This is a genomic window from Pseudomonas sp. AC463, assembly GCF_979253585.1.
Genome location: NZ_CEEDDZ010000007.1, coordinates 62573 through 85797 on the forward strand (window position 1 = coordinate 62573; position 23225 = coordinate 85797).

The following is a 23225-nucleotide window of genomic DNA, read 5'->3' on the forward strand; positions in this document are numbered from 1 at the left end:
CCCTCACATCCGTAACGATTGATGAATGAAGGCCAGCAGCGCTTTGTGTTCTGCAGGCTTTGGTCCGTCGCCCTGGATCTCGCAAACAAACCGATGGCGTTTCCGATTGGGCGCAGTCAGCGCCTCAGTCAGACCTGGCAAGACTTCGACGCATTGCTCGTAGGCGTGAGGTCCGCTCCAGCTATCAGCCCTAATCACCTGGCAATCCGTACGGGTCGCATCCGCGCACAGGTAAAGCAAAAGAAATACGGTCATGGTGCGTTCCCTGCGCCGCAGTTCGGGCAGTCGTCGAAACGCTGACGTTCGCTGAGAAAACGCCCGCAGCCTTCGCAGTTAAGCCGGTCGCTGTAGGTGCGGTTGCGCGGGCGCTTGATCGTGGGCAGCTTGAGGCCGACTGAGCGCAGTGCCTGCCTGTGGTCGAGCAGCGCGGCCGGGACCACCGGCCGGGAGCGCTCGACGATGTATCCGCATGGCCAAAGCTCAAAGCCTTGGGCCAGGTAACCAGCGGCATCTGCCGCACCGGGGTGGATGGCGTTATGCAGGTTGGCGGTTGGGCCTTTGCCGCCGCGCCACACCAGATCATTGCCGTCCCACTCGCGTGCGTAGGCGACATATACGCGGCCGTCTTCGTTGCGGTAGGCCTCGGCCTCTGACTTGGTGAGGTACTGGCAGTCAACGCCGACCTCTGCCCGGGTGCGGACGTACTCCACTGGCCAGGGCAGGTCGGTTTCGCGGCATTCGTACTGCTTGACCGCGGGCTCGCGCTTGAATTGCTCAGCCTCGTTGAGGTTCGAGGTGTAGCCGCCACCCTCTCGCCAGAAAATGGCTCGGCTGCCGACATTGCTGCGGCTGTCCTGCAAGAAGAAGAGGTCAGACATGATCATTGGCCTCCCATGAGCATGCGCGTCAGTGCATTGGGCTTGCCGTCCGGGGTCAGTTTGTTGAGCGGTTTTGTGATGCTACGACCGTTCGTTGCTCGCACGGTGGCAACGCTGCCATCGATCGCTTCTATGACGCCGGTACGAGCACTGAGCTGGTATTGCTGGCCACCACCGCTCATAGCGACGTAGCAGACCTTGTCGCCGACAGCCATCGGGGTTGTGGTAGCCTCTGCGGTGCCGCCTTGGGGTTGATTCACTTGCATGGTGCTTCTCCTTTGGGTGGTCGGTGTCGAGGGGTTGCAGCCCCTCGGCACCACCTTCTTACTGGCATTCGCCGGTTGGGTTTTGCTTCCGCACCAGGTGCAGCAGCAGGTTTTCAAATTCAACGACTTCATCCGTTGCCGACTGCCATTCCAGGACTGCCTGGATCTGTTCCCGGCTGCACTCAAGCACCAGAATTTCTTTGTCGCTTACCGCACGAACCTCCAGGATCGCGACCAGGCCGGCTGGGTCGTATGCTTCGGCGTGAACGATCTTCCCGGACTCGTTAAACCAGTCCTTCAGCTCTTTCAGGTGCCGAAGGCGGTTGGTTTCGCCCTGTTGGCCGTCGCCGGTGATGACTTGTACGTGCATGGTGCTTCTCCTTTGGGTGGTCGGTGTCGAGGGGTTGCAGCCCCATGTGTGGTTGTCAGGCTTCGTCGGCCATATCCTGCTCAATAATCGCGACGACTTCGGCACGGTCCCTCGCATAAGCGAACGGGAGTTCTCCCCCTGGTCGAGTCACGGGGTAGCGCGACTCAGGCAACCGGCACTCGGCGACGGTGTAACCGTTGTCGGTGATCCAGCAGTTCTGCTGCACTTGCCCGTCTCTGTTTCGTTTTACTGCCCATTTCATGGTCATTCCCTCACTGAGTCACCCCAGTAGCTACGTGCTCTTGAACACCCAGCAGCGCACGGTTAATGGTTTATTGAACAAGGCATTGCCGGCGCTTTGAGAGGCGCGGACCGCGCTGTACGTTGACTTGTTGGTTTCCAGCAGCTTTCTGCTGCGGCTCTCCGTCAGCAGGGAACGCAAGGTCTTGAGGTCGGCCAGGTTCTGGCGATGGATGCTGGCTAGCTCGGCGAACTCGTTGAGGTTGATGGCGATCAACTTGGGGTCGGTGCTGTGATTGACCTGCGGGCCATCGCCCAGGCTTTCGAGGTACTCGTAGACTTCCCAGAATTCGGCCACCAGCGGATGGTCGGCGCTGATCGCGGACTGGCGTTCCAAAGCCATGACCGTCAGGGCCTGGTGGGTTGTGATCCGTTGGTTTTCACTCAGCGGGCAAATCAGGCACATGCAGTCCACCAGGGCCATGATCTGGCTGTGGTTCTTTATGATCCGTTCGACGCGTATTTCCTTGAGCTTGCGCAGGTGTTGTTCGTGCACCAGAACCCGTTCGGCAAATTTCGCCATGATCTGGGCTTCGGCACGCACGGCCATCAGCAGGAAATGGCTGAGCTGCTCCACTGGGATCAGGTTGAGATTGTCTGCCGCTGCACGGCTCTCGGTGGTCACGTCCGGGCGTGCAAAGTGGGTTTTGATAATCCGGGTCAGGATCGCTTCAGAGGCGCTGACGTCGGCGTTTTGGCTGATGGCGATGGTCCCTCGAAACGGTGGTTCGTAGGTCTCGTTGCCGCTGGTTTTCATGCCCTTGGTGCCCAGGGTGCCGCCGCCGAAAAAGTCTTTCAGCTCGTCCCAGTCGAAGCCCTTGGCATGCGCTTTGTCCGGCTCATTGCGGTCGCCCTCGATCAGCACTACCGGCATGTTGGATACTTGGCCCATAGCGCGCTGGCGGCCTGCTCGGGTTGATTTAGACGGGTCGAAGCCTTCGTATTCGCGGCCCAGCAATTTCCACAGGAACATCAGCAGCGTGGTTTTACCGGCGCCGGCTTCGCCCGTGACTTCCAGAAATGGAAAGGATTTGTACTGCGCGCGGATCTGCTCGGCGAACAGCGAGCCAAACCAAAAAGCCAGAGCGACAATGCCTTTGGCGCCGAAGCACATCCAGAGCATTGGCAGCCAGTCACTGCGGTAATGCTTGGCATCACGCTGGATATGCATTGCGATCGATTTCTGCAGCGTCTTCAGGCGCAGCTTGCCGAACTCGAAAAAGTCTTCCTTGTTGACCTGGCTGACAATCCCGTTACGCATGGCGAGGTCGCCGAACACGTAGGCGCCGTGTTCCTTGCTGTAGCCCACGTAGTCGATGGTCTCCACGGTTTTCAGGCCGTAGAGCTGGTCTTTCATGATCTTGTCGAGCTGCTGCCCGCTGCCGGTAAACACCGCCCCTGCGGCCATGCTCAGCAGGCGTTTTTTGAACTCGCTGGCGGCGGCAACCTGCCCACCGGTGAATGTGTTTTTAACGCTGCCACCGTCATGCGGGAAGTCCACGCGGAAGTAGTACCAGGACTCGTCTGTCACTTCGTTGCGTTGAAAGTACAGGGCCTGGGGGTAGCAGTTGGCGATTTCGACCACGCCGCCGCACTGGCGTAGAGCCTTGTCTCGGCGTTGTTTGTCGTTGAGCAACTGGTCTTCCTGGCGTTCGGAAGTCTCCAGCGCCTGCATGGCTTTGTTGAATTTTTCAAAGTCCATTTTGAACCAGTAAAGCCGACTCTCGAACCCGAAGAAAAATTCGTGGCGCTCAAAATGGTCGTACATGAGTACGCCTTTCTCTGAGGCGCTTTCAGCCAGGAGCAGGTCGCCGTGATAGCGGGCATTGTCCAAATCCTTTTCGACCTGTTTAGCGCGCTGCTCATCGCCATCGACAAACTGCCAACGCTGGTGCAGGTCGTTCCAGTCGACCTTGCGGCTGTCAGGCTGGGGGATTTGTGCCGCTTCGCAGACATAGCCCAGGGCGCGTGCCTCACGCACCCAGCGCTTGGTGTACCGGTGAGCCCCTGGCTCGTTGTCCAGAGCCCAGATCAGCTTGGGCAGCTTGCCACCGCGTTGGCGAGCAAGTTCCTTCAGTGATTCTTCGGGATAGGCGCCGGATGACATTGCTGAAACCGCCGCTATGCCGTTGTGCACCAATGCGATAGCGTCAAAGATGCCCTCAACAATCCACAGCTCCTTGACGTCCAGCAGCTCAACGCACGGCGGGCACCACCAAACGCCACGCGGGCTGTCGCCGGGTTTGAAACGGGCTTTCATCTTTCCGAAGCGGTGCGGACGGTCAATCAGCCGCTCCCAGTAACCACCTTTATCCAGTGCGAACCGCACTGTGGCGCTACCTTCGTTCAGCTCGGTGGAAAAGTACGAGTCCTGGGTGAACCAGCCCTGAATGACGTCGAAGCGGAAGCCCCGGGCAAATTCCAGATAAGCGCGTGCGGTGGCGTTTGGATGTTGCTCAGTGGCTGGGGCGCGGCTGCTCCAGTCGTTGAACAGATCCTCATAAATTTCTTTGACGTGCCAGGTCTGGCCGCACTTGCCACGACCGCATCGGATGACCCATGGCGCGTCATGGAAAGCGTACAGTTCTTTTTTATTGCAGGCTGGGCATTTGCCTTCCCGCATGTATTGGCCGGCCTTGTGCTTGAAACCGTAATCGGATTTCAGGCGGTCCAGGATGTCGGCGCGCAACTCGTATTCCATTGTCATTGGGGCTTACTTCACTTCGCCGAGGCTATGTTTAAGGGCGCCTATCAGGCTTTTTCGTGCAGCCATCGCAGGGAAGGCCACCAGCAACGAGCCGTGCCGCAAACCCTCGGGGATCATGCGAAAGCGGTCGTCATACCAATGCTCGTTGAACAGCACCGCGTACTGCGCGCGCAGGTCTTTGAGCAGTGCCTCGGCCTGGGCGCGGGGCAGTTTTGCGGTGATGGCGATGTCGATTTCCATGGTCCACCTCGGATTGCGGGCAAAGCTCACCCAAACCCATTGGGATCGGGGCAGGGCGGGGGTTTAAAAGGGAGCGTTACTGAGGGTGTGGCTTGTGTACGGCGTTGCGCTGGTCGAGCATTTTTTGCGGTAGAAAACGAGCCGGGACGGGGAAACGTTGATCCGCCAGAACATCCACCAGGTGCACACGGGTGCTGTCAGCCCCAGTGGCCCAGTCAACGCCTATCCAACGGCGCTTTTTGATCATCTGCAGTTCAGTCCATGCGTTGTGTACAAGCTTTGGCGCCATGAACACAGGCACTTCCAACGCAAGGGTCAGGTGGCGAATGCAGCGATCGAACAGCAAATCGGAATCCACCAGGTGTTCAGCCTCGTGGCGTTGCAGGTAAGCGAAAGCGGCTTGTTGCATGCTGCTGCGGTAGTCATGAGTCTGTTGATCGAGGTTCATCACGCGCGCTCCATTTCCAGTTGGTCCAGCAGATCGGGTTGATCGTTGGCGGTTTTCATTGTCTGGCGGCGAATGACCACGTCTGCGACTGGTAGCTGTACAGCCGGGTTTGGCATGCCGCTGGGGCTTAGTTCGTGGGTCATTTGAAACTCAGCACGCGCCACGAAGCCGCAAGCCTCGTTGGTGCATTGCAAGTAAGCGATACGTAGGAAAATGTGCTGGCCTTCGCTAGTGCGAATGCGCATGCGGCCGTGGCAATGGGGGCAGACCAGTTTGTAGGTACTCACTAGACAGCTCCCTGGCTGTAGAGCTGGATAGTCGCAAACACCTCGGCGTAACGGGCCGACATGTAAGTAAACAGGGCTGCGACGATTGCGTCGGCTTCACGCTTTTCAATGACCCCATCGTCCAGAGCCGCAGACATGATCTGATCGACCCGGCCGCGCTTGGCCGAGGCCTTGAGCGAGCGGCTATACAATTCCACGTTGTCCAGGTTCTCTGTGACGCTCAGCGGTACGAACATGCCGCCGTACATTGAGGCAATGTAATCAGCCAGGAACGTTGTGCCGGCGACCTGTTCCAGACGGTGGATGTGTTCGTCGGTCAGCGGGCGGCTGCCGGCGTTCTCGTAGGCCTGGTTGTCGAACTTCTTCAGCGGCATGCCGAGGTCTGCCGAGGCATACGACCGACCTCCTGGGTAGGCGCCGATGACGGCCATTACGACGCTCTTTCTGCTGTCTAGAACTGGGCGTTTCATCTTCTGGTTTCCCCTTGGAGCCAGAGGCCCTAGTTTGTAATCACGCCGTCTTTCTTGATGCCTAGTAAAACTGCGGCGCGATGAGCCTCACCGCGCAGGCACTTTTTCTGCCCGTTCAGTACTGCATAGACAGTTGAAGGATGAAGGCCGTACTGAATGGCGAAGTCCTTGACGGACATGCCCTTCATTTCCAGGCGGGTTCTAGCGGCCTGGCATGCTTGCTCGGGTGCGTAGGTGGCGTGCATAGTTCGGATTCGTGTGATTTCGCGTGATGATGTGGCGATTTTGTCCCTGTAAATTGGGATTGTCAACGCCTAAGGTACAACTTTTATGACTATGGGCGAGCGCCTGAAAGAAGAACGCCAACGGATCGGTGTAAACCAGACTGTGTTGGCGGAAAAATGCGGTGTGACTAAAAACACTCAACTTGCCTACGAGAAGGGCGACCGGAATCCTGATACCGCCTATCTAGCCCATGCAGCATCGCTGGGGGTAGATATCCTGTATTTGGTAACTGGCGAACGGAAACCCGTACCATCGGACAGCATCAGTGCGGAAGTCGCACAGTTTTTGAAGGTGTATCAGCGCGTTAAAGATGCTGATCGTGAGGTGCTGTTTCGAATGGTTTCGGCGTTTGCGAACGCAGCAGATGGGGAGGGGAATTTAAATCGCGACTAAGCAAGTCGACAGAGGCAGCCGAGGATTTTCACACCGACCAAGATGGTCGGTTTTTTCATGGAAGTTAAAGGAGTAGAGGAATGGCGCTGAAGCCTTGTAAATCCTGCAAACACACCGTTGATGCATCTGCGAAAACCTGCCCTAACTGTGGCGTATCAAACCCAGGCGTTACGACAGGAAGCGCCATCGGCGGTTTCCTGATTTTAGCGGTCATCATTGGCGTGACTGTTTCTATGTGTTCTGGCGGAAAAAGCGACAAACCAGAAGATAAGGACGCCGAGAAAAAAGCGCAGGTAGATGAAGCGGCCTGCCGTAAAGACCTTCAATGTGCGGGCGACAAGTACACTGTTGCGGTCGGTGTGTATTGCAAGGACTCTGTGGCACGCCTTGCTAAGTACAGTTCCCGATGGACAGACGGCACCTTTGAACCGAAGTTCAGCCATTTCCGTTGGTTAAATCAATCTCAAGGCACCCTCACCTACATCGGCGACAAAATCGAGTTTCAGAACGGTTTTGGTGCCTTTCAAAAACACATTTACGAATGTGACTTCAATCCCGCGAATAACCAGATCCTTGATGTCCGCGCTCGACCTGGGCAACTGTAAGGTAACAGAGGCTCATAGTTTTTTTTCACGTAGTGCGATGACACACAAAAACGTGATTGAAATTAGCTGTTCCCCGGGAAACCTCAACGGCGCCGCGGTGGCGCCGGGTACCGGTTGCGTGTGAAAGGAGTATTCGCATGATGGAGAACAGCGGTGTATCGGAAAGCCAAGCGCAAGTCGCAGATGCGAACAGCCTTAGCGATCAGGAAGTGATGTTGCTGGCAATGTTCAGGTCGATCAGTCACCAGCGTCAGAAAGACGTGTTGCGGTTGTTGGAGGCCTTCACTCAGGCCCCTGATTAATTCGCTGGCGGACCCCGGACAAGTTCCGGGGTTTAAACTTGCTTGTCCGCCTGAGCTTTCTTCCATTCTCGATCCACTGCACGCTTGGCCGTCTTTTCAGTGGCGTACAGCCACCGCAACCGCCTCGGCTTCGTTTGATCCCCCGCCGTAATCGTCTTTTCCGTCCCGGTTTTCTGATCTCGGTAGTAGGCAATGATCCCTGTGTAATCGCCTCGATTCTCTTCTGCCAGGTCTTCAACGTTGTCCTCCGGCAGCTTGCTCTCCAGCTCCAGGCTCACCGTGTACCCGCCGCTGTCAGTAAGGCTGTGCTGCACGTTGCCGCCATACCAAATGATCTCGTCGATCTCCGCCTTCACGCCCTGAAGCGTATACGTCAGCTCGGGAATCAGATCCGGCCGGCCCATGGCAAGGGTGTAACTCAGCGTGGCGCTACCACGTTGCAGACGCCGGAATTCCGCCCGGGCAGCGCGCAGTGCGGATTGCTGGTCGCTGTAGGTGTGTCGCAGATCTTTCAGATTGTCGCCGCCGCCGGCGATTGCCTCCTGTTTCTTGGCGCTGTTCACGTCGTAGTAAAAGGCGCGCACGCCGTCGTAGCTGTCGCGGTCGGCTTGCAGGTAGCGGTGCTGGTCACCCTCGGCGCGGGTGAGGGTGATGTGGGGCAGGTCCATGCCGCTGGCGGTCTTGCCGCCACCCGCCGGCAGGCACAGCAGGCACCCGGCCTTGACGCTGGCCACCGCGTCGAACTCTTCGCCCAGGCGGCTGATGAGGTTGGCGTCGGATTCGTTGGCTTGGTCGAGCTGCAGGATGGGCAAGCCATCGAGCGCGCCAGCGATGGTGGCGGTGAGTCCATTGCCTATGGCGATATCGCCCAGGACGTCGCCGAGGGTGGTATTGCTCCAACTGCGCTCGCGCTTGGTTTTCAGGCCCTTGCGCAGATCTGCCGATCGAGCGCGGATGCTGAGCACGTCCGGCGCGCCGCTATGTTCGGTTTCGTCGACGGTGTAGGTGCCTTTGTCCACCAGGCCGGTGTCGCTCCAGCCCAGCCACAATCGGACCACTGCACCCTTCGGCGGAATCGTCAGCAGGCCGTCATGGTCGCTGAGGGTGATGCTGAGCTGGTCGGCCTCGACGCCGCGATTGTCGGTCAACTCCAAGCTCATCAAACGCGGGCTGATTATTTGGGCGATGTCCAGGCCATCGACGGCGAGCCGGAAGGCCGGCACCGGATAGGCGGCGTCCCGGACGAAGCGTTCTGCGGTGTTCCGCAGGTAACCGGTGACTTTGGCAATGATGGGCTCGATCACAGTAGGCCCCGCAGGATGTTGACGCCGATGCTGGTGCCGGCGCCGAGAAGGTCGATACGGTCATCGTCGGTACGCTTCAGGCTCAGGGTGAACTCAATGCGCCGTGCCGTGCCATCGGGGAAAAATATAGTCCTGGTTTCGCTGAGGCTTTCGATCACCCACAGGCCGTAGATCCGCCCGGTGCCCTCGACCATGGGCCAGGCCTTGCCGGTATTTGCCATCAGGCGCAGTGAGTCGAGGCTGAGAGCCGTGCCGGCTAGTTCGGGGAAGAGGATGCCGGGGAGGGTGATGGCGTCTTCGCCCCGGCCAACGAATTGCCGCGCGGGCGCTGCACCAATGCGGCTGTTGCTGGCATGGCGCCAATCGGTTTGGCGTTGCAACTCCTGGTAGGCGGCGGTGTGGAGGCTGAACACGAACATGCCGAGAGCCATCATCATGGTGGTTATTCCAGGTCGGAGAGTTTGCTGCGCTGACGCGCTTTCTTTTCGTTTTCGATGCGGGCCAGAATTGTGCGCAGGCTTTTTTCCAAGCTTTGCATGTCGGTACCAGGCCCTGCGGTGATGGTGATTTGGTAGGTGTCGTGGCTGTCGTAAACAGCGGCTGAAGACGATCCGCTGATCGGGGGCGCGTTATCCACGGCAAACGCCGGCATCGCGGTGGCGCCGAGGGCCAATGTACCTGCGGCAGTCATCTGCTTGCCCATGCTGGTCAAGGCCTTCAGCGGGCCTTTCTGCCCTCCCTCAAGGCCCTGAGTAAGCCCGGCCATGGTGAACCCGCCAAGCTCCGCAAACACCCGCGACGGGCTATGGATGCCGAGCTTTTCCTTGAACCAACCGATGCTGGCGTCTCCGATCGAGCCAATGGCGTTTTTGACGGCGCCGATTCCGGCCGTCAGCCCATTGATCAGGCCGTTGACGATCATGCCGCCGAACTCGGTGAAGCGGCCGGGCAGTTCGATGCCTAGGTAACTCATGACGCCGGCAAACGCTTGATACAACAAACCGAGCGGGCTGAAGTTGACCAGGGTGGTGATGATGCCGCCGATCCCACCATCGAAACCCGCTTTGATCTCGGTCCAGGCGTTGGCGAAGTAGTTCTTCACCGCATCCCAGTTTTTGTAGATCAGGTAGGCCCCGCCGGCGAGCGCGGCGACCACGGCGGCGATGATCAGAACGATTGGGTTCGCTGCCAGACCCCACAGAGCCACGCCGACGGTGCGCAGGGCGGTCAGCAGGGCGCCGCCCATTGTCGAGGCGACCATACGAACACCCTGGGCAAACATCGGGAACGCATTGCGCGCCAGCCCGGTCAGCGTGGGCATCAACCGGCCGAGCATTTTGGTGATGCCGCCACCCTGGAGACCGAACATGGTCATGCCGTAACGCAGCACTGCGAACGGCCCCAGCATGCTTGCCATAGTCAGCGCCAAACCGCCGAAAACGAATGCCATCGCAGCAATTGCAGCCACGACCTTGACCAGCCCCCCGGCCAATTTAGGGTTCTCCCGGGCCCAGGTGCCGATGCTATTGGCGATTGCGCCCAAGGTGTTGATCAGATCTTTCAGGTCCGGGGCGACCGCAGCACCGAATTCCGCCATGGCATTGGTGAAGCTGCCCTCCGCAGCCTCCATCACGTTGGTCAGGGTGCCGAGTTGTTCGTTGACGCGGGTGCGCAGGTCAGCTTGAGTTTGCAGCTTCTGCTGGACTTCCCGATATCCCGCCAGACCTTTGTTCATCATGGCGTCCAGAGTCGACATCGTCTCCGCATCATCCCCGAACAGCGTCTGTTTTATTTCTGTTCGATCGATATCGTTCAGGCCTTTCAGCTTCTCAATTTGCGCATACAGATTTTCTAGGCCAGCAAAGTTGCCCTTGTCATCCGTAAACTTGAACGACTTCCCTGGGTTAGATTTCGCGAGCGCTTTGTTCGCTTTGTCGACTTTGTCTTGGTTCAGTCCTGCTTGGAAAATTTTGCGGAAAGCGTTGCCTGCGGAGCCACCGTCCATAGCGGCCTGGTCCATCATGATGAGCAGCGGCGCCAGTTCTTTTGCAGCATCGATCCCTGACTTCTTGATCACGTCCATCACTGGGGCAATCTTGCTGAAGCCCTGCAGCATGTTTGTTGGATCAACACCAGCGTAGAAGCCGCGTTGGATGGTATCCATCAGCCCCATCATGTCCTTTTCGCTGGTACGCGTGGCGTCCTGCATCTTGGCGGCAAACTCAGCCGCCTCCGTCGCTCCCATATTCAACTGGACGCCCAAGTACGCTGCGGCTTCACCAGTACCGCCGAGGATGCTCTGTGCGCTGATGCCCTGGCGCCGGAGCATCGTCATCATGTTCTGGAAGTCAGCCGTGGTGCCTGGCAAGCGGTCGCCCAGCTTGGTGGCCAGATCCGTGATCTTTTGGAAGTCCTCGGAGACCTTGCCGGTGTTGTCCATCATCGACACTTTGAGCTGTGTGGCGGAATCCTCATTGGGCGCAAAGGCTTTCACTGCGGCGGCGATGGGGCGGCTGGCTGCGTAGCCAACACCCAAGCCGGCGGCGCCGTTCACGGCAAGGTTACCGGCGGCGCGCTGGGTCTTCTCCATCTGGCTGCGAGCAGCCGCCGCACGCTTATGCTGGGCACTCAGCTCGGCCATGCGCTTGGATTGCGTACTGATGCTGGCGTTGGTGGAGTTGATTTGCTCGCGAAGCTGGCGCTCGTGGGTACCGAGATTTTTAGTGCTGATGCCGGCTTCGTAGAGCTTCGATCGAAGCCCTTGCAACTGCACGTTCTGTTGCTGGTGCTGTTGCTTGAGCCGGGTGGCCTCGCGCACCGCTGCCTGGAAGCTGCGGGTCATTGCCCTGGTCGGCGCGTCGGTCGCGGCGAGTTCCTGGCTGAGGGATTTGACTCGATCGCGTGCAGCAGTGAGCGAAGCACCGGTTTGCTCGGCAGCTGCTCGCTGAGCCCGCCAGGCGCTGACGTCTTTCTGCTGGGAGGTGAGTTCTTTCAGGCGGTCGCGAGCGGCCTTGAGGGCACGCGCTGTCTCGATGCCCCCTTCGCTGATGTGCTTCAGCGGGCGGGTAGCCTTGTCGATGGTACTGAGCAGCACCTGTAGTCTCAGATCATTTCCCATCGGTGGAGCTCCGCACCCTGGCGCGCTCGCGCCAGTCCATCAGTTCCTTCAGGCCCAACTGATCCATGTCAGCTGGAGCCCAGTGAAAAACCACGGCCAGGTCGGCCATGGCGTCTTCTACGCAACGAGGGATGCGTCCGTCTTCATCGATTTCTGTAACAAAAAACCGCACACCTTGGTGCCGAGCGCGAACAGATCGGCAGGGTCCATCGACGTAACTTCGACGGCGGTGAGGGTGGGGCTGCTGATGCGCGGTACGACCTTGACCAAGCTGTTGACGTCCATCTGCAAAAGCTCGGACAGGCTCACGCCACGCAGCTCGCCCGAGTTGGGCTTGCGCAAGGTGATGCTGTCGATGGAGGTGGTGCCACGGCGGATCGGCGTGTCGAGGATGACAGTGTTGTCGTCGGCCAGGGGTTGTACGTCTGGTTGTTCGGTAGCTGCGGGTTTCATGGGAAAGCTCCGGTTGGTGAGGGTATGCGGTTAGCGATCGATGCCGCCGATCAAAGGCCGATGGCGCTGCGCTGTTTCTCCAGCATGTCGACGCCGCCGACCTTCTCGATGAAGTTGAGCAGGTCGATTTCGATGATGTCTTCGTTGTCGACGGTCAGCTTGTAGTAGGTGCAGGTGGTGGTGACAGAGTGTTCGGTGTCTTCACCAGGTGTGGCGTCACCCATTTCAATGGTTTCGTGACGGCCGCGAACGGTCACCTCCACGGCGCTGATTTCACCGGTGTCGTCCTGCTGGAAGGCTCCAGCGAAGCGCAGGGCAATACCCGCTGCGTTGACGGCGCCGAACTGCTTGAGCACGATCAGATCCAGGCCACCCAGCTTCCATTCCAGCTGGATACCGTCGTCGGACATGCCCAAGTCAGCCTTGACGGGGCCATTCATGCCGGCGGCGCGCCAGGCCTCCATCTTGCGGCCCAAGGCGGGCAGGGTGACGGTCTTGACCTTGCCTGCGTAGCTGCCGCCATCGTTGAACAGGTTCATGTTTTTCAGTTTGTGAGGCATGGCCATGGCGGGGATCTCCGGAGTTATGGCACAGGGTTAACTCCCCTCGCGGGGAGGCCCGGTTTAAGCAGCGATTGCGGCGGCGAACTGCATCAGGTAGCGGTCGGTGATTCGCTGACGCAACGTGAGGTCTTCCAGGGGCGGCACGGGGGTGTAGTCGTAGTCGAGGGTCAGCTTGCCGGCCTTGAGGGTGTCCTTATCGTTGATGTCTTCCGGGTACCAGCACTGTCCGCCGATCAGGTAACCCTGTGCAATCAGCTCGCGGAACTTGGCGTTGATCCCGTTGATGATGTCTTTGACCAGGGACGCGTGCATCGGCTTGTCCATGGCCCACATGTGCGCTTCGGCCATGGTGTCGGCGATGATCTGCGCGGTTCGGGTGTAGTTTTCGAACGCGAACAGCGGATCGTCGCTGCACGTGCGGCTACCCCAGAAGCGGAAACCGCCCTCGTTGATCAGGGTGGTGACCTCGTTGCTGTTGAGGTAGTTGGCGTCGGTGGCCGGGTTCTGCAGGTCCCAGAACACGTCGGCGCTGATACCGGTCACGCCGTTGACGGCGACGTTGGAGATGGTTTTGTGCCAGCCGATGTCTTTATCGATCAGCGCCCGCAGGCCCAGCGCACGGGCTACTGCCGACGCGGTGACGGTCGCGCTGGTGACCGTGTCCCAGTTCTGGAACTCCGGCCAGATCACCATGACTTCACGGGCGCCGAAGTTTTCGCGATAGGCGACCACCTCTTCCTTGGTTTTGCAGTCCCACGCACTGACGTAGGCGAAGGCGCGCAGGTCCTTGGCGATCGATACCAGGGCGGTGGCCACCGGCTGACTGTCGAGGCCTGGCACACCGAGAATGCGCGGCGTCATGCCCACTCGGGCCTTGGCGGCGAGCAGGGCTTTCATGCCGGTGTACTTGCCGTCGGCGGTGGTGGTGCCGATCAGGGCGCTGGTGGTGGCGGCTTCGTCTGCGCCTTCCTTGACCCGCACCACGATGGTGTAGGGCTTGGTCTGGTCCGCGATGGCCTGCAGGCTCATCGCCAAGGTGCCTTTCACGCCGGCTTTGGCGATGGCGGTTTGCACATTGGTCAGCAGGACAGGGGTGTCCAGCGGGAAAGCGAGCGGGTCTGCATCTTCAGCCGTACATACCAGGCCGATGACTGCGGTTGCGATGGTGCGAATGGGGCGGGTGCCGTCGTTGAGTTCGAGAACCCGCACGCCGTGGAGATAGTCTGAACCGGCCATGGGTGGTTGCCTGCGCTGTGATGGAATGACAGTGCACAGGCTGCCGCGCGCGCGCCGGATGGGCGAGCGTGCGGACTTGTAGGAATGGGGGTTACAGGTGGCGGACGATCAGGCGGGGGTGATCTTGTAGCGCTTAGCGCCGCCAATGCGTACACCGGCCCAGAACAGCCAGGCCCGCCAGCGTGCGATCCCTTCGGCGCGCAAGCCACGGTACAACACGGCGTCGGCCTGTTTGCGCGTGAGGGGACCGGTGGTGTAGAGCCAGTCGTGCACGGTGGCGGCGTAGTTACCGTAGCCGGCGAGCAGCGCATACAGCACGAACAGGAATATGTTGTGCAAGAAACGGATGCTGGCGAAGTCGGTCCTGAAGCCCGATGGTACCGTGATCAGGCCGTGCTCGTCGTCCTGCAGCGACAGCTCGTCCAGCAGCGTGCGTTCCCACTTGCCGTCCTGTTCGGTTTTGAGGGTGTTCAGGAACTTGCTCACGCCGGCCACCACACGTCATCGGTGAAGTTCTCAGGAGTCTCCGGCAGATCCTTCAATGCGCGACCGGCGTAGATCAGTTCCGACTTCCGCAGGGCGGCGGCTCGCCCGAACTCCACAACGGTCTGTGCGTCCATGGGCACCAGGGTGTTTTCGGCGCAGATCCAGGCGAAGTCTTGGTCCGGGTTTGACCAGCGCAAGTTGCCGGGGTGAACGCCTGCTACCACTGCCATGAACGCCATTTGGGCAGCTCCTGCAATATTCTCTCGGTCGGTCGTTTTCGACTGATAGAGCACCCCATCGAACGTTATGCCAGCGTCGATCCGGCGGTCACGCTCTGCATCTATCTGGCTCCCTGTCACGACAATCGGCTGTATCGGCGCATCTATCAGGTAGGGTAGGCCACTCTCATCATGAGCCCGGATCTTCCCAGGTGCGGGATCGCCAATTACCGACAGGTATAGCGCCTCGGTAATCTCAACAGCATCTGCCGGAATGTCAGAGTGCATGCCAAGCAGGTAGCTCGATTGCGTGCTTGCGCTGTAAAAACGTTTCATTGAATAACCCCTAGTATCCAAAGGCCCACCACGCCGCAGCGTGCGCAGACGAGTACGACGTATCTAGTCGGAATTGACTCAAGTTCATGTTGATATTTCGGATTGACGCGTCCACGCCTGCTGCATTTCCTACCTGCGCGCCGCCAAACAGATATCCGGTGGGAAATGCCATAGGGTATCCGTAGTTCGTTGCCGCGCTAGGCTCCGCTGTCTGGACCCCCCATTGGATAATCAGCCCGCCAAGCCAGGTCGGGAAAACCAAATAGCCGTTGGCTGCAACGCTGAACTGAAACCCGAGGCGTAGCTTTTTTGGCGTGACCATGACCGAATCGTTTGCGCTATCGAGCATTTGCGCAGCCGTGGACACCCTGGCCGTGCCTTGATTGATTTCGGTTGCCTGGGCCGCAAGTGGCAACAACGCAGCAATATCAACAATTCCCTGATTGATCGGCGCGTTCCAGGCTTTGATACACCACATCACAGCAAGGGAACGGCTGCGCGTTTCCGTCGAGGTCCGAGCTACACGGGAAGCATCAAACGAAAAGCTCGCACCAACTACCCCGGAAACACTCGCATCACCAATCAAAACACCTTGGCGTGTCTTAACCGACAAAGCACCCGTTGCGGTAAGGCCACCCTCTCCCAAAAACTGATAGGCCAGTCCAGGATCAGCAGCTAACTCGCCAGTGATGTTTTGCAGCGCGTCGAGCTGGTAGCTGCCAATCGCACGACCTGCATCAATCCCGCGCCCGTGGTCCCAGCCCCGCAGGAACTCGCCGCGCGACTCAGGCAGGCGGAAGTTTCCTGCACCCTCGTCACCCTTGTTGAATACACCGCCCAGAAACGTGGCCAAGTCTGGATAAGCCGTCGCGCTTTTGACGCTGCCGTCCAACTCCAGGAAGCCTGGGGCTACCTGACCCACCGGGAAACCGATCATCGAGCCCACCGGCAACGCCGAGGCTTGGGCAATCATTGCCGCGATTTCGACCTTGGTGTAGGTATCGGTGATGCCATGGCCTGCCAGAGTAGTCGGCGTGGTACCGGCAATCACTCGTCCGTATTTGTCGACCGTTACCTTGGTGTAGGCGCCCGCGCTGACGCCCGTAGGCCCAGCAACCATCTCAAAGGCCAGCGCGGTGGTGCCCAATACAATCGGAGCATCCGTCACCAACTGCCAGACGCTGTCTCCGTTGACTGTGCCCTTTTCAACACTGACGAACAGCCCCGGCGTTACCTCCACACTGGTGTCCGCGTCCTGCGCACGCTTCCACGCACCTGCTGCGGGCACAACGTAGATCCCATTGTCTTTGGCCTGGGCCTGGTCCTTGACCAGCACCCGTGCACCACTGGGCAACAACTCCCCGTCGATGGTCTGGATGCCACTCAGCACGATATTTGCCGTGGTTGCCGCCAACACCGAGTGTTTGTAGTCCAGCTTTGAGAGCGCCTCTACAACTACGGTGTCGACGTATTCGCGGGTCGCAAGTACTACGCTTGGATCAATCCTCAACTCAATGTTGGCCGTGCTGCTGACGATTAGGTTGATTCGAATCACCTGCGTCCGGCCGGAACCCTGGGCGAGCAGCGGCTTAAAGGTCGGCGCGCAGTTGGCCACTGCGACCATGTCGCCGTCCGCGTCGTATAACGCCAGCTCCCGCACCCACCAGCCACCGACACTCTCGGGGATGATCTGCTCGGCGATGATCACGCTGGCGTTGGCCGGATCCACCTTCACTTGGTTCAACGGTGCACGTCGGCGCTCGTTGATAAGTTTGGTTTGTGTGCGGCTGGGGATAGGTTCTGTGCCGTTGGCATCACCCACGGCCATCTGGGCGAACGTCCATGATGTGCCGAGGGCTGCGGCGTTCGCCTGCTTGGCTTCACCTACGGCGGTGAGGATCGCGAAGAACTGGCTGTTTTGGTCGGTCATGAGTAGATGTCCATCGTGTCGATATGGTGTTCGCGGCCACCGATGCGGTACACACCGCTGACGTCGATATCGCGCTGGGTCGGTGGGTAAACGCTGAGTTCGTCGCCTTCGTAAACGCAGGCCCCGATAAACACGGTGCCGGTGCTTTCAAGGCTGATGGCCAGGCCAGTCAGTGGGCGGGTGAGCGGCTTGGCGTCATCGATCAGCCAGGTCAGCTCCAGGTACATTTCTTCGGTGATGCCGGTGTCGAGCACGCCGACCTTCAAGGCGAACGTGCCGGGCAAGCCTTCCGGTACGGTCTGCCACCACTCCACAACCTCGATCAGGTAGCCCAGCGGCTCGACCACGCGGCGCAGGGCGCCGATGGTGCCTTTGTGTGCGTGGATATAGCGGGACGAGCGAATGGCCGCGCGCTTGGTGGCCTCGGTCCAATTGCTATCCCACCGGTCGACCGAGAAGGCCCAGGCCAGGTAGGGCAGTACTGCCACCGGGCAGGTGTTCGGGTTGCACAGATCCCGCAGCGGGATCGGCACGCGCTGAATCTCCGCGAGCGCTTGTGCCGCCTGGCGCTCAAGCGTTGTGGAGTTGTTCGGTAGCAGCTGCTGGACGCCCATTACTCAGCGCCCTTTGTGATGGTGACGCCGGTGCAGAAGGGCGCCTGCTCCTTGGTGGCGACGATATCGACCCAATCTTCCAGCACGACCTTGCGTACACCTTCGACGAACAGCGCCGCGTGCAGGGCGGATTCCGACACCTCCATAGCCAGGCGGCGACGTTGGTTCACATAGGCCCGTAAGCTCTGTTCAGCCGCAGCAAGGATTGGCTCAGACTCGGGGCCACTGGTCAGCAAGTACAGCTTGGCTTTCACCTGGTACCGAATGATTTCTGCGGGCTTCACGGTCAGGCGGTCGGCCACGGGCCGGCGGTCATCGTCGCTCAGATACTTCTTGACGGTGGCGACCAGGTCGGCCGACGCGGTGCCGTCGCCGAGCAGGGCCTGCACGGTGACCACTGCCACGGCGGGTGATGGGCTTTCAGCGGTCGCATCGGCAACGCGGCCATCAGCCCCACGGGCATGGAAAATGTAACTTTGGCGCGGGCCGGCGGTGCTCAGCCCCTCCCAGGCCATTTGCGCCCGTTCACGCAAACTGTCGTCGCCTTCCATTATCCGCGCGACAGGCGGGACAGCCATGGGCTTGGCTTCCTGAACCACCAGTCGTTGTACGTTGAAATTGCCAGCCAGTTGGTCCAGATCGGGGCCTTTGGCAAAGGCTAGCAGGTTCGCCATGGACGCCTCATTCACCCGCTGACGCCAGATGGTTTCGCGGTAGGCGTTCTCCTGCAGCAGCTTTGCCAGGGGCTCGGATTCCATTTCGAGGCGTGCGGCAATTTGTTCCTGCTCCTCGATCGGCCACAGGCTGATCATGTAGGCCTTGCGCTCGGCCAGTATCAATTCGAAGTCGATCTGCTCGACGATCTGTGGTGCGGGGAGTTGGCTGAGGTCAATTGCGGCAAAGGAATTCATACGCTTCCCCCCAGTTGCAGCGGCAGGCTCAGGCTCAAGGGTTCATTGGTGTCGACGACGGAGCCCTCCAGCTCGAGCACGGACTGCCCTTGCAGGTTTGCGCCGAGGAACTGCACGCGGCTTAGGGTTATGCGGGTTTCCCAGCGCATCAGCGCCATGACGGTGCCGGCGTACACGCGCAGGCGGGTGGCATCGTTGAAAGGGTGGTCGACCAGCTCGGGCAACAGGCTGCCGTATTCGCGGCGCATCACGCGCGTGCCGATGCGGGTGGTGAGAATGTCCGAAATGCTCTGGCCGATGTGGTCCAGGTCGCTGATGGTTGCGCCGGTTTCGCGGTTCATTCTGGTTTCCCCGTCTTCGCGCCGCCCACCAGCACGCCGCCGTGCATGTGCTTGACCAGGCTGATGGTGGCCGCGACCACGTCTTCGGAGACGGTCACCAGGCCGACCACGTTTTGGTTGCCGGTTTGGTTGTAATCACCTTGGTGATTGATGGGGCCGATGATGTTGATCCCGCCCTTGCTGACCAGGCTGGTGGTACCGCTGTCGGGCAGGGTGGCGTTCAGGTGATGGGAGACGCTGTCGTATTCGATCACCGCGCCGTCGGCGTAGGTTCGGCGGTGCAGGCCGGGGCGGTTGCCGTTGGCGGGGATGTGGTCGCTGAACAGGCCGGTTACGACGATGCCGTTTGCGAGTTGGCCGGATGGGCTGAGCAGGATTACTTGCTCCCCCACGGTGGGCGGGTCCCACTCCTGGTCAGCTCCAGCGCGCAGGGCGAGCCATGGCAGCCAAGCGGTGTCCAGGGTTCCGGTTTTTACCTGCACGCGCGGAGGGGCCATCTGCACGGCGGCGATGACGCCGAAGCGGATGAGGTTTTCGAGCATGCGGGAGAGGGCGGCGAAGTCGTTCATGGCGCCGATGGTGATTGCTCGCGCGCGCTAGTGCAGCGCTCAGGCTTTGTAGGACTGTACGTTACAAGGCGATCCTCGAATTGCTACAGTGCGGGAAATAACTAGGAGCAGTGTTATGGCAAAGACGGAAAAGCCTCAACGGTTGTATCGAATTTTGGACTTCACAAGGGTTGTTCAGATTTTTGAAAAGAAGGAGCTGTTTTTTGCCAGCCCAAACTCTTGGGATGATCCATATGAGAAACGTATAAAACACTCAAAGGTTAATGCGGTTTTCGCGCAGTGCTGGAGCAGCGCACCAATATCCGATGCTATGTGGCGTATCTATTCTCATAACGGTATGGGAGTTAGAGTCTCCACCACCGACTCAAAATTGAGAGCTGCTTTAAAGGCGTCCGCTAAGTTAAAGAACTATCAGTTTAGAGTCGCGGAGGTTAGCTATTATCCTCAGGAAGAGTTGGACTGGAAGGCAAAAAAAATAGGTAAAGATTTAACTGAGGCCTTTCAGATTTCTCGAGCGATAGATGCGCTTTATATGAAGCGTCAAGCGTTCGATCACGAAAAGGAATGGCGTGGGACGCTATATGCTAAGTCTGTGGATCTTTTGCATGAGCATAAAGGGTTCACTGTTCCAATTGATCCGCACAACTTTATTGATAGAATTCTCCTTGATCCGAGAGCCCCGGATGAATTGGTTCGCGCCTTCAAATTCTTTTTTCAAGAACATCTTGGATTCGAAGGGAACGTTCAACGCTCAGCTCTTTATAAATCACCAGACCAAATCGAGATTGAGGAAATACTGGCTGATCAGCTTTGAGTCAGATGTTTTAAAAGCTGGTCTCGAACAATATCTAAGTCCGCATCGGTAAACCCCAGTAATTCCCGTTGTTCGTAACGTGTATCGGGGGCCCCGCGTTCCGCCCGGTCCTTCAAACCGTACTGGTGAACCCTAGCAATCCGGGCTATACGCCCGGTGAAACCAACGGTAATGGCGTTACTGTCACCACGAACCTTCAGGTATGACGCAGTCCGCAGCTTTTTGAACATCGCCAGCTTTCGCTTAAGACGTCCTTGCTTCCCGCGAAGGTTTCGCTGCTTACGCGGCGCAAACTTGGTCCCATCCGGGTTCTCTTGCGCAATCACCCGCTTCTGCTGACTGCGACGCAGCTCCTGCCCAACGTTTCGAGCCAGTTTGCTGCGCTCCGCCGGTTCCAGCCGATCCAGCAGCACCGCCGCCCAGGTTTCCAGCGCTTCCAGGTTATTCACCACCAGGCACTCTCCACTCACTGGTGTTGCCATGGGCTCCAGGCTTCCAGTTCGGATCGAGGTAGCCCGCCACGTACTGCGGTTCGTTCGGATGCTTCACGGTGGTGTTGCCTTGGTCATCCTCTCCGACCACAACCCGTTCCGTCAGCGGCAGGGTAATGCTGAGGTCCACCTTGTTCTTGTCCAGGATGTCGGCTTCGAACTGGATGCCGTCTTTGACCTTGTCGAGGTTTTCCAGCAGCTCGGACTGATTGACGCTGAGCCAACCCAGGATCGGCAAGATCACGCTATCGGGATGGCCGGCGAACTCAGTAAGGATGATCTGCAGGTCGAAGCTGTATTCAAACGACAGGGTGTGGGCGGCAGTGCAGCGGACTTTGCCGTTGTCGATGAATATCAGCAGACGGTCGGGGTTGTGCTTGAACTCGGCGACGGTGGCCAGGAGGTGGGCGCGTAGGCTTTCCGGCTTATTCATGGGTTGGCCTGCTGGTGTTTGTAGACCATGTCGACCTGCGCCGCGCAGTCAGCCCAGGCAGCTTCGGCGCGGTCTTCGTCGGTCAATAGGTCACCGTTGTTGAGGGGGCTTGTCGCCGGCAGGTGGCACGGCACCACGGCCGGACAGCCAGTCACGATAAGCGGCGGCGCCGGTGAGGGCGGGGCGCTCGCGCAGCCGGCGAGCAGCATCAGGCAAAAGCTGAGTAGCCCAGTCCCGTAGTTCGTCGTTTTCACGTTTCAGATCCTCTATTGTTCGCTCGCGTATGGCCAGGCTCTGGCGCAGCTGGTCCTGCTGGCCGCGCAGAGTGATCTGTGCGTCGCGTTCCTGTGTCAGGGTATCGGCGAGGGTATTGGCGGTTTTCAGGTTGCGAGCGGCGTCGTCGCGGGCGGACTTGGCCGCATCTTTTGCCCGTTCGGTTTTGCCTTCAGCGACGTCAATGCGTGTTTCTTGGACCCAGATCAGCAGCACCAGAGCGCCGAGCAGGGCGAGGCCATATAGGGCCTGGCGCAGCGTGCTCACGCTCGGTACCAGCCGAGCTTGTTCATGTCGGCGGTATCGAGCTGTTTGATCGGGCCGCGCACGATTACGGCCCGTGCTCCGTTCATGATCTGGATGGCTTCGGCCAACAACTCCATATCGCATTGTTCGGTCGACTCCGGTACGACCAGCAGGTCACCGTCCTTTACCATCAGCTTTTGCAGCGCTTCGAAGTCGATCATGCCGCCACCCCTCTGTCGCACTCGCAGGCGGTGTGCCGCTCGTAGGCGCGCTGGAGCTTGGTGTCGTAGAGGTTCCGCAGATAATCCGGCCCGTTGTAGAGCCTGGCGAACTCGGCCCATTTGCGGCCCTTCAGCGCCTTGTGCAGCACAGGGTCGGTTTCGATGAATCGGGTGAAAGCGTCGAGCTGCTGCGATTCGCCGGCCGCCATTGCCGCGACGAAGGCCTGCACGCTGGTGTAACCGAGACGCTTCCAATGAAAGCCCATGATCTGGAACGCTCCCCAGGAAGCAGACTCCAGGGCGGCCGTGTCGTCGATCAGGCGGGCCATGGCCAGGCGCTGGTGTTCGAAGGTACCGCCGATGTATCCGCCCGGCTTCGGATTGACCAAGGCAGGGTTGGCGGTGGCGAGCTGATCGGCGTGACGCTTGAGTTCGGCAGCGTCATCGCCGGCATGTCGAGCCGTGGCGAGCTGTCGGTACATGATGTGCCGTTCGAACAGGATCACCGGCTTGCCGTTGTCGAGGAACCCTTTGCCCTTGGATTCCACCTCATTGACCGCGTAGATGCTCGCCAACGGCACGTCGAGGCGTTCGGCAGCGGTCACCAGGTCGTTGTTGCGCAGCAGCTGGGCGCAGTCGCCACCCGCCAGACTGGTTTGGGTCTTTGTACCGGCGATGCCGTCGGCGACCAGTCCGACTTTGACCTGGTAGGCGCGGACGGCAGCTTCGGTGGTGTCGCCGTAGTGTCCATCCGGCACCAGGTTGGCGCCCTGCTTATTGAGGTTCTTTTGCAGCATCAGCACCGCTTGCGAGCGGTCGCCATGGCGAAGGGTGGTGGTCATGCGCTGGGCCTCAACAGGGCGGCGACATTGCCGCGTGAACGGAAAATCAGGATGCAGAGCAGTACGATGGCAGCGGCCTGGCCGAGGCTAGTGGGCTGGCGCTCCAGCAGGATCTCCAGACCGCAGATGCACAACGTGGCGCCAAACAGGCTTGCCAGCAGTGAGATGCTGCGCCGGTACCGCGCATCGCCTCGGGTGTAGCAGGCCAGGCGCAGGGCACTCAGCAGGTAGGCAATCGCCGCGATCAACTGCACGGCCAGTTCGATGTTCGGCAT

General features: G+C 59.4%; 35 protein-coding genes and 1 pseudogene. 4 read left to right on the forward strand and 32 right to left on the reverse strand.

Going from position 1 to position 23225, the window contains the following annotated elements; genetic code table 11:
• Positions 1 to 3: 3 nt before the first annotated feature.
• The 11 genes from AC0IYH_RS10500 to AC0IYH_RS10550 form a co-directional block, all read right to left on the reverse strand.
• On the reverse strand, positions 4 to 255 hold the full coding sequence (locus AC0IYH_RS10500) for a hypothetical protein (RefSeq protein ID WP_471834196.1): 252 nt from the start codon (positions 253 to 255) through the stop codon (positions 4 to 6).
• Positions 252 to 878: a hypothetical protein gene (locus tag AC0IYH_RS10505; protein WP_471834197.1), complete on the reverse strand. Its 627-nt coding sequence runs from the start codon at positions 876 to 878 to the stop codon at positions 252 to 254. Before AC0IYH_RS10505 ends, AC0IYH_RS10500 begins: the two co-directional genes overlap by 4 nt.
• Positions 879 to 880: 2 nt before the next feature.
• Positions 881 to 1144: a hypothetical protein gene (locus AC0IYH_RS10510; RefSeq protein ID WP_105522437.1), complete on the reverse strand. Its 264-nt coding sequence runs from the start codon at positions 1142 to 1144 to the stop codon at positions 881 to 883.
• Between the two features lie 58 nt (positions 1145 to 1202).
• Positions 1203 to 1514 carry a hypothetical protein gene (locus AC0IYH_RS10515; protein WP_105522436.1) on the reverse strand — a complete coding sequence of 104 codons (312 nt, stop codon included), beginning with the start codon at positions 1512 to 1514 and terminating at the stop codon, positions 1203 to 1205.
• A 55-nt stretch (positions 1515 to 1569) separates the two neighbouring features.
• Complete coding sequence (locus AC0IYH_RS10520) at positions 1570 to 1776, reverse strand: hypothetical protein (RefSeq protein WP_105522589.1); 207 nt, start codon at positions 1774 to 1776, stop codon at positions 1570 to 1572.
• 30 nt (positions 1777 to 1806) lie between these two features.
• Positions 1807 to 4521: a toprim domain-containing protein gene (locus AC0IYH_RS10525; protein WP_471834200.1), complete on the reverse strand. Its 2715-nt coding sequence runs from the start codon at positions 4519 to 4521 to the stop codon at positions 1807 to 1809.
• A gap of 6 nt (positions 4522 to 4527) precedes the next feature.
• Complete coding sequence (locus AC0IYH_RS10530; protein ID WP_105522435.1) at positions 4528 to 4761, reverse strand: hypothetical protein; 234 nt, start codon at positions 4759 to 4761, stop codon at positions 4528 to 4530.
• A gap of 76 nt (positions 4762 to 4837) precedes the next feature.
• Positions 4838 to 5209, reverse strand: coding sequence for a hypothetical protein (locus AC0IYH_RS10535; RefSeq protein WP_057709692.1), 372 nt, complete (start codon positions 5207 to 5209; stop codon positions 4838 to 4840).
• Complete coding sequence (locus tag AC0IYH_RS10540) at positions 5209 to 5496, reverse strand: Ogr/Delta-like zinc finger protein (RefSeq protein ID WP_093514586.1); 288 nt, start codon at positions 5494 to 5496, stop codon at positions 5209 to 5211. Before AC0IYH_RS10540 ends, AC0IYH_RS10535 begins: the two co-directional genes overlap by 1 nt.
• Entirely contained in the window at positions 5496 to 5966 is a 471-nt protein-coding gene (locus AC0IYH_RS10545; protein ID WP_471834203.1) for a YmfL family putative regulatory protein, read from the reverse strand. The genes AC0IYH_RS10540 and AC0IYH_RS10545 overlap by 1 nt, the downstream gene beginning before the upstream one ends.
• 29 nt (positions 5967 to 5995) lie before the next feature.
• The gene (locus AC0IYH_RS10550) at positions 5996 to 6211 is read right to left on the reverse strand and encodes a DNA-binding protein (RefSeq protein WP_065882224.1); all 216 of its coding nucleotides are present in this window, start codon (positions 6209 to 6211) and stop codon (positions 5996 to 5998) included.
• A gap of 85 nt (positions 6212 to 6296) precedes the next feature.
• Here AC0IYH_RS10550 and AC0IYH_RS10555 point away from each other — a divergent pair, with 85 nt between their 5' ends.
• From AC0IYH_RS10555 to AC0IYH_RS10565, 3 genes are all read left to right on the forward strand, one after another.
• On the forward strand, positions 6297 to 6644 hold the full coding sequence (locus AC0IYH_RS10555) for a helix-turn-helix domain-containing protein (protein WP_213552079.1): 348 nt from the start codon (positions 6297 to 6299) through the stop codon (positions 6642 to 6644).
• Between the two features lie 80 nt (positions 6645 to 6724).
• A complete protein-coding gene (locus AC0IYH_RS10560) occupies positions 6725 to 7249 on the forward strand; it encodes a hypothetical protein (protein ID WP_213552080.1) in 525 nt (174 codons plus the stop codon).
• Positions 7250 to 7386: 137 nt separating this feature from the next.
• Positions 7387 to 7551: a hypothetical protein gene (locus tag AC0IYH_RS10565; protein WP_213552081.1), complete on the forward strand. Its 165-nt coding sequence runs from the start codon at positions 7387 to 7389 to the stop codon at positions 7549 to 7551.
• Between the two features lie 32 nt (positions 7552 to 7583).
• Here the strand turns inward: AC0IYH_RS10565 and AC0IYH_RS10570 are convergent, their stop codons facing one another.
• From AC0IYH_RS10570 to AC0IYH_RS10635, 14 genes are all read right to left on the reverse strand, one after another.
• Entirely contained in the window at positions 7584 to 8855 is a 1272-nt protein-coding gene (locus AC0IYH_RS10570; protein WP_471834206.1) for a phage late control D family protein, read from the reverse strand.
• Positions 8852 to 9292, reverse strand: a complete 441-nt coding sequence (locus AC0IYH_RS10575) for a phage tail protein (protein ID WP_213552085.1) — start codon at positions 9290 to 9292, stop codon at positions 8852 to 8854. Before AC0IYH_RS10575 ends, AC0IYH_RS10570 begins: the two co-directional genes overlap by 4 nt.
• 5 nt (positions 9293 to 9297) lie before the next feature.
• Positions 9298 to 11973 (reverse strand): phage tail tape measure protein, encoded by a 2676-nt coding sequence (locus AC0IYH_RS10580; RefSeq protein ID WP_471834208.1) that lies wholly within the window; start codon positions 11971 to 11973, stop codon positions 9298 to 9300.
• Positions 11963 to 12082, reverse strand: a complete 120-nt coding sequence (locus AC0IYH_RS10585; RefSeq protein WP_083207100.1) for a GpE family phage tail protein — start codon at positions 12080 to 12082, stop codon at positions 11963 to 11965. Before AC0IYH_RS10585 ends, AC0IYH_RS10580 begins: the two co-directional genes overlap by 11 nt.
• 8 nt (positions 12083 to 12090) lie before the next feature.
• Entirely contained in the window at positions 12091 to 12426 is a 336-nt protein-coding gene (locus tag AC0IYH_RS10590) for a phage tail assembly protein (RefSeq protein ID WP_213552089.1), read from the reverse strand.
• Between the two features lie 50 nt (positions 12427 to 12476).
• Positions 12477 to 12992: a phage major tail tube protein gene (locus AC0IYH_RS10595; RefSeq protein WP_276197073.1), complete on the reverse strand. Its 516-nt coding sequence runs from the start codon at positions 12990 to 12992 to the stop codon at positions 12477 to 12479.
• A 57-nt stretch (positions 12993 to 13049) separates the two neighbouring features.
• Positions 13050 to 14225, reverse strand: a complete 1176-nt coding sequence (locus tag AC0IYH_RS10600) for a phage tail sheath protein (RefSeq protein WP_471834211.1) — start codon at positions 14223 to 14225, stop codon at positions 13050 to 13052.
• Positions 14226 to 14333: 108 nt separating this feature from the next.
• Entirely contained in the window at positions 14334 to 14711 is a 378-nt protein-coding gene (locus AC0IYH_RS10605; protein ID WP_269131716.1) for a DUF1353 domain-containing protein, read from the reverse strand.
• Complete coding sequence (locus AC0IYH_RS10610; RefSeq protein ID WP_471834212.1) at positions 14708 to 15265, reverse strand: DUF4376 domain-containing protein; 558 nt, start codon at positions 15263 to 15265, stop codon at positions 14708 to 14710. The genes AC0IYH_RS10605 and AC0IYH_RS10610 overlap by 4 nt, the downstream gene beginning before the upstream one ends.
• 10 nt (positions 15266 to 15275) lie before the next feature.
• Positions 15276 to 17195, reverse strand: a complete 1920-nt coding sequence (locus AC0IYH_RS10615) for a phage tail-collar fiber domain-containing protein (RefSeq protein ID WP_471834213.1) — start codon at positions 17193 to 17195, stop codon at positions 15276 to 15278.
• Complete coding sequence (locus AC0IYH_RS10620; protein ID WP_471834214.1) at positions 17192 to 17809, reverse strand: phage tail protein I; 618 nt, start codon at positions 17807 to 17809, stop codon at positions 17192 to 17194. The genes AC0IYH_RS10615 and AC0IYH_RS10620 overlap by 4 nt, the downstream gene beginning before the upstream one ends.
• The gene (locus AC0IYH_RS10625; protein WP_471834215.1) at positions 17809 to 18720 is read right to left on the reverse strand and encodes a baseplate J/gp47 family protein; all 912 of its coding nucleotides are present in this window, start codon (positions 18718 to 18720) and stop codon (positions 17809 to 17811) included. The genes AC0IYH_RS10620 and AC0IYH_RS10625 overlap by 1 nt, the downstream gene beginning before the upstream one ends.
• Complete coding sequence (locus AC0IYH_RS10630; protein ID WP_471834216.1) at positions 18717 to 19061, reverse strand: GPW/gp25 family protein; 345 nt, start codon at positions 19059 to 19061, stop codon at positions 18717 to 18719. Before AC0IYH_RS10630 ends, AC0IYH_RS10625 begins: the two co-directional genes overlap by 4 nt.
• Positions 19058 to 19630: a phage baseplate assembly protein V gene (locus tag AC0IYH_RS10635; protein WP_471834217.1), complete on the reverse strand. Its 573-nt coding sequence runs from the start codon at positions 19628 to 19630 to the stop codon at positions 19058 to 19060. The genes AC0IYH_RS10630 and AC0IYH_RS10635 overlap by 4 nt, the downstream gene beginning before the upstream one ends.
• A gap of 115 nt (positions 19631 to 19745) precedes the next feature.
• Between AC0IYH_RS10635 and AC0IYH_RS10640 the strand changes: the two genes are divergently transcribed.
• A complete protein-coding gene (locus AC0IYH_RS10640; RefSeq protein ID WP_471834219.1) occupies positions 19746 to 20444 on the forward strand; it encodes a DUF2971 domain-containing protein in 699 nt (232 codons plus the stop codon).
• Here the strand turns inward: AC0IYH_RS10640 and AC0IYH_RS10645 are convergent.
• The 7 genes and pseudogenes from AC0IYH_RS10645 to AC0IYH_RS10675 form a co-directional block, all read right to left on the reverse strand.
• Positions 20435 to 20896, reverse strand: a complete 462-nt coding sequence (locus AC0IYH_RS10645) for a phage virion morphogenesis protein (RefSeq protein WP_471834221.1) — start codon at positions 20894 to 20896, stop codon at positions 20435 to 20437. The two genes, AC0IYH_RS10640 and AC0IYH_RS10645, sit on opposite strands and share 10 nt — an antisense overlap.
• The gene (locus AC0IYH_RS10650; RefSeq protein WP_471834223.1) at positions 20886 to 21368 is read right to left on the reverse strand and encodes a phage tail protein; all 483 of its coding nucleotides are present in this window, start codon (positions 21366 to 21368) and stop codon (positions 20886 to 20888) included. Before AC0IYH_RS10650 ends, AC0IYH_RS10645 begins: the two co-directional genes overlap by 11 nt.
• Positions 21365 to 21577: an Rz1-like lysis system protein LysC gene (gene lysC / locus AC0IYH_RS10655; protein ID WP_240040482.1), complete on the reverse strand. Its 213-nt coding sequence runs from the start codon at positions 21575 to 21577 to the stop codon at positions 21365 to 21367. The genes AC0IYH_RS10650 and lysC overlap by 4 nt, the downstream gene beginning before the upstream one ends.
• Positions 21543 to 21908, reverse strand: a pseudogene (locus tag AC0IYH_RS10660) (Rz-like lysis system protein LysB); the annotation flags it as partial. The pseudogene AC0IYH_RS10660 and the gene lysC, both read right to left, overlap by 35 nt.
• On the reverse strand, positions 21905 to 22108 hold the full coding sequence (locus AC0IYH_RS10665) for a hypothetical protein (RefSeq protein WP_471834225.1): 204 nt from the start codon (positions 22106 to 22108) through the stop codon (positions 21905 to 21907). The gene AC0IYH_RS10665 and the pseudogene AC0IYH_RS10660, both read right to left, overlap by 4 nt.
• On the reverse strand, positions 22105 to 22950 hold the full coding sequence (locus AC0IYH_RS10670; RefSeq protein WP_471834227.1) for an N-acetylmuramidase domain-containing protein: 846 nt from the start codon (positions 22948 to 22950) through the stop codon (positions 22105 to 22107). Before AC0IYH_RS10670 ends, AC0IYH_RS10665 begins: the two co-directional genes overlap by 4 nt.
• Positions 22947 to 23225, reverse strand: a complete 279-nt coding sequence (locus tag AC0IYH_RS10675) for a phage holin family protein (protein ID WP_046035110.1) — start codon at positions 23223 to 23225, stop codon at positions 22947 to 22949. The genes AC0IYH_RS10670 and AC0IYH_RS10675 overlap by 4 nt, the downstream gene beginning before the upstream one ends.

Bases quoted from the DNA above. Each gene is read 5' to 3' on its own strand.
- AC0IYH_RS10500 (WP_471834196.1), bottom strand. From the start codon at position 255: ATGACCGTATTTCTTTTGCTTTACCTGTGCGCGGATGCGACCCGTACG.
- AC0IYH_RS10505 (WP_471834197.1), bottom strand. From the start codon at position 878: ATGTCTGACCTCTTCTTCTTGCAGGACAGCCGCAGCAATGTCGGCAGC.
- AC0IYH_RS10510 (WP_105522437.1), bottom strand. From the start codon at position 1,144: ATGCAAGTGAATCAACCCCAAGGCGGCACCGCAGAGGCTACCACAACC.
- AC0IYH_RS10515 (WP_105522436.1), bottom strand. From the start codon at position 1,514: ATGCACGTACAAGTCATCACCGGCGACGGCCAACAGGGCGAAACCAAC.
- AC0IYH_RS10520 (WP_105522589.1), bottom strand. From the start codon at position 1,776: ATGAAATGGGCAGTAAAACGAAACAGAGACGGGCAAGTGCAGCAGAAC.
- AC0IYH_RS10525 (WP_471834200.1), bottom strand. From the start codon at position 4,521: ATGACAATGGAATACGAGTTGCGCGCCGACATCCTGGACCGCCTGAAA.
- AC0IYH_RS10530 (WP_105522435.1), bottom strand. From the start codon at position 4,761: ATGGAAATCGACATCGCCATCACCGCAAAACTGCCCCGCGCCCAGGCC.
- AC0IYH_RS10535 (WP_057709692.1), bottom strand. From the start codon at position 5,209: ATGAACCTCGATCAACAGACTCATGACTACCGCAGCAGCATGCAACAA.
- AC0IYH_RS10545 (WP_471834203.1), bottom strand. From the start codon at position 5,966: ATGAAACGCCCAGTTCTAGACAGCAGAAAGAGCGTCGTAATGGCCGTC.
- AC0IYH_RS10550 (WP_065882224.1), bottom strand. From the start codon at position 6,211: ATGCACGCCACCTACGCACCCGAGCAAGCATGCCAGGCCGCTAGAACC.
- AC0IYH_RS10555 (WP_213552079.1), top strand. From the start codon at position 6,297: ATGACTATGGGCGAGCGCCTGAAAGAAGAACGCCAACGGATCGGTGTA.
- AC0IYH_RS10560 (WP_213552080.1), top strand. From the start codon at position 6,725: ATGGCGCTGAAGCCTTGTAAATCCTGCAAACACACCGTTGATGCATCT.
- AC0IYH_RS10565 (WP_213552081.1), top strand. From the start codon at position 7,387: ATGATGGAGAACAGCGGTGTATCGGAAAGCCAAGCGCAAGTCGCAGAT.
- AC0IYH_RS10575 (WP_213552085.1), bottom strand. From the start codon at position 9,292: ATGATGATGGCTCTCGGCATGTTCGTGTTCAGCCTCCACACCGCCGCC.
- AC0IYH_RS10580 (WP_471834208.1), bottom strand. From the start codon at position 11,973: ATGGGAAATGATCTGAGACTACAGGTGCTGCTCAGTACCATCGACAAG.
- AC0IYH_RS10585 (WP_083207100.1), bottom strand. From the start codon at position 12,082: ATGGCCGACCTGGCCGTGGTTTTTCACTGGGCTCCAGCTGACATGGAT.
- AC0IYH_RS10590 (WP_213552089.1), bottom strand. From the start codon at position 12,426: ATGAAACCCGCAGCTACCGAACAACCAGACGTACAACCCCTGGCCGAC.
- AC0IYH_RS10595 (WP_276197073.1), bottom strand. From the start codon at position 12,992: ATGGCCATGCCTCACAAACTGAAAAACATGAACCTGTTCAACGATGGC.
- AC0IYH_RS10600 (WP_471834211.1), bottom strand. From the start codon at position 14,225: ATGGCCGGTTCAGACTATCTCCACGGCGTGCGGGTTCTCGAACTCAAC.
- AC0IYH_RS10610 (WP_471834212.1), bottom strand. From the start codon at position 15,265: ATGAAACGTTTTTACAGCGCAAGCACGCAATCGAGCTACCTGCTTGGC.
- AC0IYH_RS10615 (WP_471834213.1), bottom strand. From the start codon at position 17,195: ATGACCGACCAAAACAGCCAGTTCTTCGCGATCCTCACCGCCGTAGGT.
- AC0IYH_RS10620 (WP_471834214.1), bottom strand. From the start codon at position 17,809: ATGGGCGTCCAGCAGCTGCTACCGAACAACTCCACAACGCTTGAGCGC.
- AC0IYH_RS10625 (WP_471834215.1), bottom strand. From the start codon at position 18,720: ATGAATTCCTTTGCCGCAATTGACCTCAGCCAACTCCCCGCACCACAG.
- AC0IYH_RS10630 (WP_471834216.1), bottom strand. From the start codon at position 19,061: ATGAACCGCGAAACCGGCGCAACCATCAGCGACCTGGACCACATCGGC.
- AC0IYH_RS10635 (WP_471834217.1), bottom strand. From the start codon at position 19,630: ATGAACGACTTCGCCGCCCTCTCCCGCATGCTCGAAAACCTCATCCGC.
- AC0IYH_RS10640 (WP_471834219.1), top strand. From the start codon at position 19,746: ATGGCAAAGACGGAAAAGCCTCAACGGTTGTATCGAATTTTGGACTTC.
- AC0IYH_RS10650 (WP_471834223.1), bottom strand. From the start codon at position 21,368: ATGAATAAGCCGGAAAGCCTACGCGCCCACCTCCTGGCCACCGTCGCC.
- lysC (WP_240040482.1), bottom strand. From the start codon at position 21,577: ATGCTGCTCGCCGGCTGCGCGAGCGCCCCGCCCTCACCGGCGCCGCCG.
- AC0IYH_RS10665 (WP_471834225.1), bottom strand. From the start codon at position 22,108: ATGATCGACTTCGAAGCGCTGCAAAAGCTGATGGTAAAGGACGGTGAC.
- AC0IYH_RS10670 (WP_471834227.1), bottom strand. From the start codon at position 22,950: ATGACCACCACCCTTCGCCATGGCGACCGCTCGCAAGCGGTGCTGATG.
- AC0IYH_RS10675 (WP_046035110.1), bottom strand. From the start codon at position 23,225: ATGCCGAACATCGAACTGGCCGTGCAGTTGATCGCGGCGATTGCCTAC.